Annotated in this window: 3 protein-coding genes; all 3 read right to left on the bottom strand. The window is 71.8% G+C overall.

The features are described from left to right. On the bottom strand, positions 1-4,214 hold a 4,214-nt coding region (locus tag MXD61_RS17315), incomplete at its 3' end, for a type I polyketide synthase (RefSeq protein WP_248814510.1). 141 nt (positions 4,215-4,355) lie between these two features. Next, positions 4,356-4,958: an SGNH/GDSL hydrolase family protein gene (locus tag MXD61_RS17310; RefSeq protein WP_248814509.1), complete on the bottom strand. Its 603-nt coding sequence runs from the start codon at positions 4,956-4,958 to the stop codon at positions 4,356-4,358. 63 nt (positions 4,959-5,021) lie between these two features. Further along, positions 5,022-6,257, bottom strand: coding sequence for an NAD(P)/FAD-dependent oxidoreductase (locus MXD61_RS17305; protein ID WP_248814508.1), 1,236 nt, complete (start codon positions 6,255-6,257; stop codon positions 5,022-5,024). Between the last annotated feature and the right edge of the window lie 140 nt (positions 6,258-6,397).

Raw genomic sequence — 6,397 nt, 5'->3', positions numbered from 1 at the left:
CCAGTATCGATCATGTCAGCGGCATAACCGGTCTTCTCCGCCACCACCTCGATCAGCGTGGACCGCACCGCGTCCGCATCGAATGTCGAGCTGGACGTCGTGGACGAACCAGCCGCGGACCCGCCCGGGGCCGCGACCGCGGCACCCGCGGTGGCAGGCAGGGAGGCGGTGACGAACTCGGTGATCTGGTCAAGCGTGCGCAGCTCCGCGAGCTGCTCGGGACCCACCGTCGGCGCCTGCGGGAACCGCTCCCGCAACGCACCCAGCACCTGCACCCGCTTGATCGAGTCGACACCCAGGTCAGCCTCGAGATCCATCCCAGTATCGATCATGTCAGCGGCATAACCGGTCTTCTCCGCCACCACCTCGATCAGCGTGGACCGCACCGCGTCCGCGGTGAGGCCAGTGGGCTGTGGCGCCGTGTCCGGGGCCGCCGGCTGCGCGGGGACGCTGATCGCCGGGGCCGCCGGGGCGACCGACGAGACAGCCGGTGCGGGCGGCGCCGCGGCAGACGTGACCGGAACCGGCGCGGAGGCGACGGGGAGGGCGACGGCGACCGGTGCGGCGGGAGCGGGCGCCGCGACGAAGGCGGTTGGCGCGGCTGGCAGCGCACGCGGCGCCGCGGGACCGTAACCGATCAGCGCCGTCGGGGTGAAGGGAAGGCGCTGGCCGCGCTCCCCCACGGTCAGGCCGCCCGCGGCCAGTTCCAGTTCGGCCAGCTGCGCGAGCACGTCGTTGGCCTGGGCGTGCGCCTGGCCGATGACGACGCTCTGGTGGGCGACCGAGGTGATCGCGTCGGTGAACCGCGGGTCGTCGCGGCCGGTGCTCTGATAGGCGTGCAGGGCGTCGACGAGCCGGCTGGCGACGTCGAGCTGCCCGGACAGGTACACCGAGTGCAGGTTCACCTGTTGCGCCAGCACATCCGGTGCACCCACCTGGTCGGCCCCACCGCCACCGGCCGGGACGGCCGTCACCGCGGCACCCGCGGCGCCACCAGGAGTTGCGGTCTGGAGCGGACCTGCACCGTTCACCGAGCCTCCGTTACCTGTCGTGTGGCCGGCCGGGACGCCGTCGTGGCCGGCGCCGTTCGGCGTGGCCGCCACCGCCCCGGTGCCGTTGACCGTCGAGCCGTTCACCGCGGCACCGTTCACCGCGGCACCGTTCACCGCGGCGGCATTGATCACGGCACCGTTCACCGCGGCACCGTTGACCGCGGCACCGTTGACCGCGGCACCGTTGACCGCGGCACCGTTCGTGCTGGCGCCGACGGCGGCCAGGACGGCATCGGAGGATGTCCGGGCAGCGGCGCCGATGATGGTGTAGTCGTCGGCGAGGGCGGCGGCGTAGGCGTCGCGGCGGGTCGCCGGGGTGTACTCGGGTGCGGAGAGAGTGATCGTCGGACCCTTGGTCACCGCGACCTCGGGGACATCCGCCTGGTAGCGGTTGAGCCTGGTCAGCGGGGCGCCGAGGACGGCGAGCTGAACGGCGGCCGCCTTGAGCGCGACGTCGCTGTCACCGAGGGGGCCGGCGTCGGTGGGGATGGCGACGACGCCCGCCTCGGGCAGGATCTGGCGGACCAGCCGGGTGAGCACCTGCTTCGGTCCGAACTCGACGAAGACGGTGGCACCGGCGGCGTGCGCGGCGCGCACCGCGCCGACGAACTCGACCGGTTCGAGCAGCTGGCGGGCGAGGACCTCGGCGTTCGCGGCCGGGTCGGGCCCGTAGCTGGCACCGTCGGTGTTCGGGTGGACGGGGGCCTTCGGCTCCGTGACGGGGGTCGTCGCGAGGGCGGCGGCGAACCGGTCGACCGCGTGCGCGACGTAACGGGTGTGGAAGGCCGCTGACACCGGCAGGGGACGGACGTCCAGGCCGTCCTCGGCGCAGCGGCGGATGAACGCCGCCACCGCGTCACCTGGCCCGCCGACGACGACCTGCTCGGGGGCGTTGTGGTTACAGATGACGACGTCGGGATGGTCGGCGAGCAGGGCGGTGACCCGCTCACGTCCGGCCGGCACCGCGGCCATGCTGCCCGTCTCGACGGGCCGGTCGCCAGCGGCGTCCGGGGCGGGCGGGGCCATGGCCCGGCCACGTTCGCGGGCGAGACGGAAGTAGCCGGCCGCGTCGACGGCGCCGGCGGCGTGCAGGGCGGTGAGCTCACCGAAGCTGTGGCCGAGGTAGCCGGCCGGCTCCAGGCCGAGTTCACGCAGGTAGCGCAGCTGCCCGACGGACAGCGCACCGATCGCCGGCTGGGCGTGTTCGGTGGCCCGCAGCTCCACCTCCTGGCGCTGGCGCTCGGCGGCGTCGAACACCGGCGGCGGGAAGACGATGGCGCCCAGACGGCGCTCGGCCCCGTCGAAGGCGGCGTTGGCCTCGTCGAAGGCGGTACCGACCGGAGGCACGTTCACCGCGGCCTCGAGCCCCATGTCCAGGTACTGGCTGCCCTGGCCGGCGAACAGCGCCGCCACGGCGAGGTTCGGCTGCGCCGCGGCGCGGAAGTGGACGCCGCGCGGGTGCGACCACTCGGTCGCCTCGGGTGCGCGTTCGAGCTGGGCGATCGCGAGTGCACGCAGGTCCGCGGCGCTCTCCTCGTCGCGGGCGGCGAAGCCGAGCCGGGCGTGGGTGGCCGGGATCGGCTCGTCGGCGTCCGCGGCGGCGCCGGGCGCCCCGGTGCGCAGCAGCTCGAGCAGGGCGGCGGCGTCGGGGGCGTGCCACAGGTGGGCGGTCGCGGTGCGGTGCAGGACACGCAGGTCGCTACGGTCGCCGGTGTACTCCTCGAGCACGACGTGGAAGTTCGTGCCGCCGAAACCCATCGCCGAGGCTGCGGCGCGGCGCACCGGACGGTGCGGGTCGCGAATCCACGGCCGGTTGGCGATGTTGATGTAGAAGGGGGCGTCGCCGAAGTCGACGGCGCTGTTCGGCCGGTCCACGTTGATCGTCGGCGGCAGCACCTTGTGGAACAGGCCGAGGGCGAGCTTCATCAGGCTGGCGGTGCCGGCGGCGCCCTTGGTGTGGCCGATCTGCGACTTGACGCTGCCGAGCGCGGCGAACTGCCTCTCCTTACCCGCGTCGCGCAGCAGGTCACCGAGCGCGGTGAGTTCGGTGCGGTCCCCGACGGCGGTGCCGGTGGCATGCGCCTCGAACAGTTCCACCGAGTCCGGGCTGCACTCGGCGTCGACGTAGGCGCGGTCGAGCGCGACCCGCTGGCCCTCGGCCCGCGGCGCGTAGATGCTCTTGTGCCGGCCGTCCGACGACGAGCCGAGACCACGGATGACGGCGTAGATCCGGTTGCCGTCGCGTTCGGCGTCGGCGAGGCGGCGCAGCGCCAGCATGCCGATGCCCTCGCCGAGCAGGGTGCCGTCCGCGTCGTCGGAGAACGGGCTGATCGTGCCGGACTTCGACAGCGCCTGCACCTTCGAGAAACACATGTAGATGAAGATCGTGTTCTCGGTGTCGACGCCGCCGGTGATCATCGTGTCGGCGCGGCCGTCGAGCAGTTCGGCGATCGCCAGGCGCACCGCGGACAGCGACGCCGCGCACGCCGCGTCCACCGTGGTGTTCAGACCGCCGAGGTCGAGGCGGTTGGCGACCCGGCCGGCGACGACGTTCGCGAGCAGGCCGGGGAAGGAGTTCTCCTCCCACGGCGCGTACGCGGCGGTGAAGCGGCGGATGAGCTCGTCGGCGTCGGCGTCGGTCAGCCCGGTGCTGCGGGCGGCCTCGCGCAGCACCGGCGTGGACAGCCGCGCGGCCAGCGGGTGCATGAGCGGGACGGGCCCGGTCGTACCGAGCACCACACCGGTGCGGCCGGAGTCGTACCAGTCGGCGTCGCGGCCGGCGATGTCGCGGGCGCCGGCGTCGCGCAGCAGGTCCCGGGCGACGCCGAGGCTCAGCGTCTGCATGGTGCTGGTGACCTCGAGCTGGTTCGGCGGCAGGCCGAACTCCAACGGACTGAACTCGACGTCCGGGATGAACGCGCCGCGGCGTGAGTAGGTGCGGTCCGGGGCGGCGGGGTCGGCGTCGTAGTAGTCGTCGAGGTTCCAGCGGGAGGCGGGGACCTCGGTGGTGCAGTCTGTGCCGTCGACGACGTTCTGCCAGTACTCGCGGTGGTTGCGGGCCATCGGGAACAGGCCCGACATGCCGACGATCGCGATCGGGTTGCGGGCGAGCCGCCGGGAGTCCAGATCGACGGGCGCGGTCGCGCGCGCGGGCTTGGTCACGTGGGTCCCTTCTCGGGGCCGGGCAGCGGGGGATGTCCGGACGCAGGGAAGACAGGCGGTGGGGGCCGGGCCGACGCCGTCCGGCGGCGGGGCCAGGGAGTGCGGGGCCGGGGCCAGGGCTGGCGGGGGTGCCGTCAGCTCTCAGGCGGCGGTGAGCCAGGAGGCTCGCTCGACGAGGTCCGCCATGTCCTCGGCGAACCGGTCGTGACCGTCGGTGTTGGGGTGCAGGCCGTCGGCGCTCCACAGTTCGCGGCCGGACCAGTCGGTGTCGGCGGCGATGTCCAGGTGCAGCGTGTGGGTCTCCGAGCACACCTCGCGCAGCACGTCGTTGGCGTAGGCGAACCGCGCGCGCAGCAGGTCACGGAACTCCGCCGGCAACGGCAGGTTCGCCGGGATGTCCGGGTAGCTGGCGGTGAAGACCGTGGTGTCCAGGCCCGCGAGCGAACCGAAGATGGTCCGCAGGTTCGCGGCGAACCGGTCAGGTGCGTAGTCCTGGACGAGGTCGTTGACGCCGACGATCACGCCGATCAGCGGCGACTTGCGCACCAGGGCCTGGTGCAGCTGGGTGTCGACGACGACCTGGGTGGTCGCCTGGTAGGCACCGAGGTTGCGGGTCTCCTGGGCGGCGACTCCCATCCGCCGGGCGAACCGGCGGGCCCAGCCGATGTACGAGCCATCGGCGGCGACGTCGCCGCGGCCCTCGACGAAGCTGTCACCGAGAGCGGTGAACCGTGCTGCGGGCATTGTTCGTCTCCCCTTTCGAAGGCCGCGGTGCGACGCGCTGTGAAACCGAGGTGTGGACGTTGTTCAGGGACGGGTCGTGATCCGGAGGTCGACCGGGAAGTCGACCTCCTCGTAGAGCTTCTCGAGGTTCGACGAGGCGAAGAACTCCTCACCGGAAATACCGCCGGCGATCAGACCGAAGAACTTCGTGGTGTATTCCGGGCTCAGACTGGTGGCCCGGAAGACCGAGTCGTAGTAAGGGGTCAGGCTCAGTTCCGCGATGCTGCACGTGAGCTCGAACGTGCCGTTGCTCTCGGCGTCACGGATCTTCACGTACTCGGCGACGGCCTCGTCGACCGGACGGGCCCCGGAAAGACCTTCGTGCAGTTTCTCGGCGAGCACCTCGGTGTACTTCAGGGCGTCGGTGATGCCCCAGCCCGTGAAGGGGTCCTTGTGGTAGCCGGCGTCGCCGACCAGCGCCCAGCCGGGGCCGGCGGAGCGGCGGTAGAAGTTGTCCGGGTAGGACATCGCCCGGAAGTTCTCCTGGCGCTTTCCGTTGGCCCGCAGGTCGGCGCCGAGTTCCGGCACGATCTGGTCGAAGATCTCCTGGAAGCTGCCGTCGATGTCGGCGCGGAACTCCCGCATCCGGTCGCGGCGGCGCATGACGGCGAGCAGGTGGTTGCCGTCATGGGTGGGCCAGGCACCGAACTGCTGCTCACCGAAACCGGTGCGGTGCTGGAAGGGCCAGTCCAGACCGCTGAAGTAGGAGTAGTACACGAAGCAGGCGGCTGGGATGGAGCGGTAGATCTCGGCTCCGACCAGCGTCGCGACGGTGGAGTTGCGGCCGTCGGCGCCGCCCACGAACGGCGCCCGGAAAACCTGCTCGCCGCCGTCGCCCACCCGGCCGCGCACACCGGCGGCCCGGCCGTCATCGAAGACGATCTCGGTGACGGTGAATCCCTCGAGCACTTCGGCGCCGGCCTTGCGGGCCTCGTCGACGAGGATCTCGTCCAGGACGGTCCGCCGCGGCGAGTACACCTCGGTGATCCCGTCGATCGGGTCGGCGAAACCCTCGAGGAAGATGTCGGTGTAGGAGAAGGTCAGGTGCCGCATCGGCGGGACACCGGTCGCGACGAGCCGATCCAGAATTCCCCAGTCCTTCAGCCGGGAAAGACCTGCCTGGTGAATGTAGTGGGTGGAGACGGTGTCACTGGGGAAAGTGGCCCGGTCGACCACGAGCACCTTGTGCCCCTGCCGTGCGAGCAGCATCGCCAGCGGCGATCCGGCGCAGCGTGCGCCCACCACGATAACGTCGTACATCTGCGGGTCCTCCCGTCGTCGCCCGGCGGCGGCCGGCTGTACGGTGTTCACCTCGGGTGCGTACGGATCCTGATCGGTCACAGATCCGACGCGGGTGCGGGGACGTTCTTTTCGACCTCGGTTGTCATCGTGCTGATCGG

It is taken from the genome of Frankia sp. AgPm24, assembly GCF_023243055.1.
GTDB lineage: Bacteria > Actinomycetota > Actinomycetes > Frankiales > Frankiaceae > Frankia > Frankia umida.
The sequence above is the reverse complement of the archived record's forward strand: the minus strand, read 5'-3'. Positions and strand labels throughout refer to the sequence as shown.

Bases quoted from the DNA above. Each gene is read 5' to 3' on its own strand.
- MXD61_RS17310 (WP_248814509.1), bottom strand. From the start codon at position 4,958: ATGCCCGCAGCACGGTTCACCGCTCTCGGTGACAGCTTCGTCGAGGGC.
- MXD61_RS17305 (WP_248814508.1), bottom strand. From the start codon at position 6,257: ATGTACGACGTTATCGTGGTGGGCGCACGCTGCGCCGGATCGCCGCTG.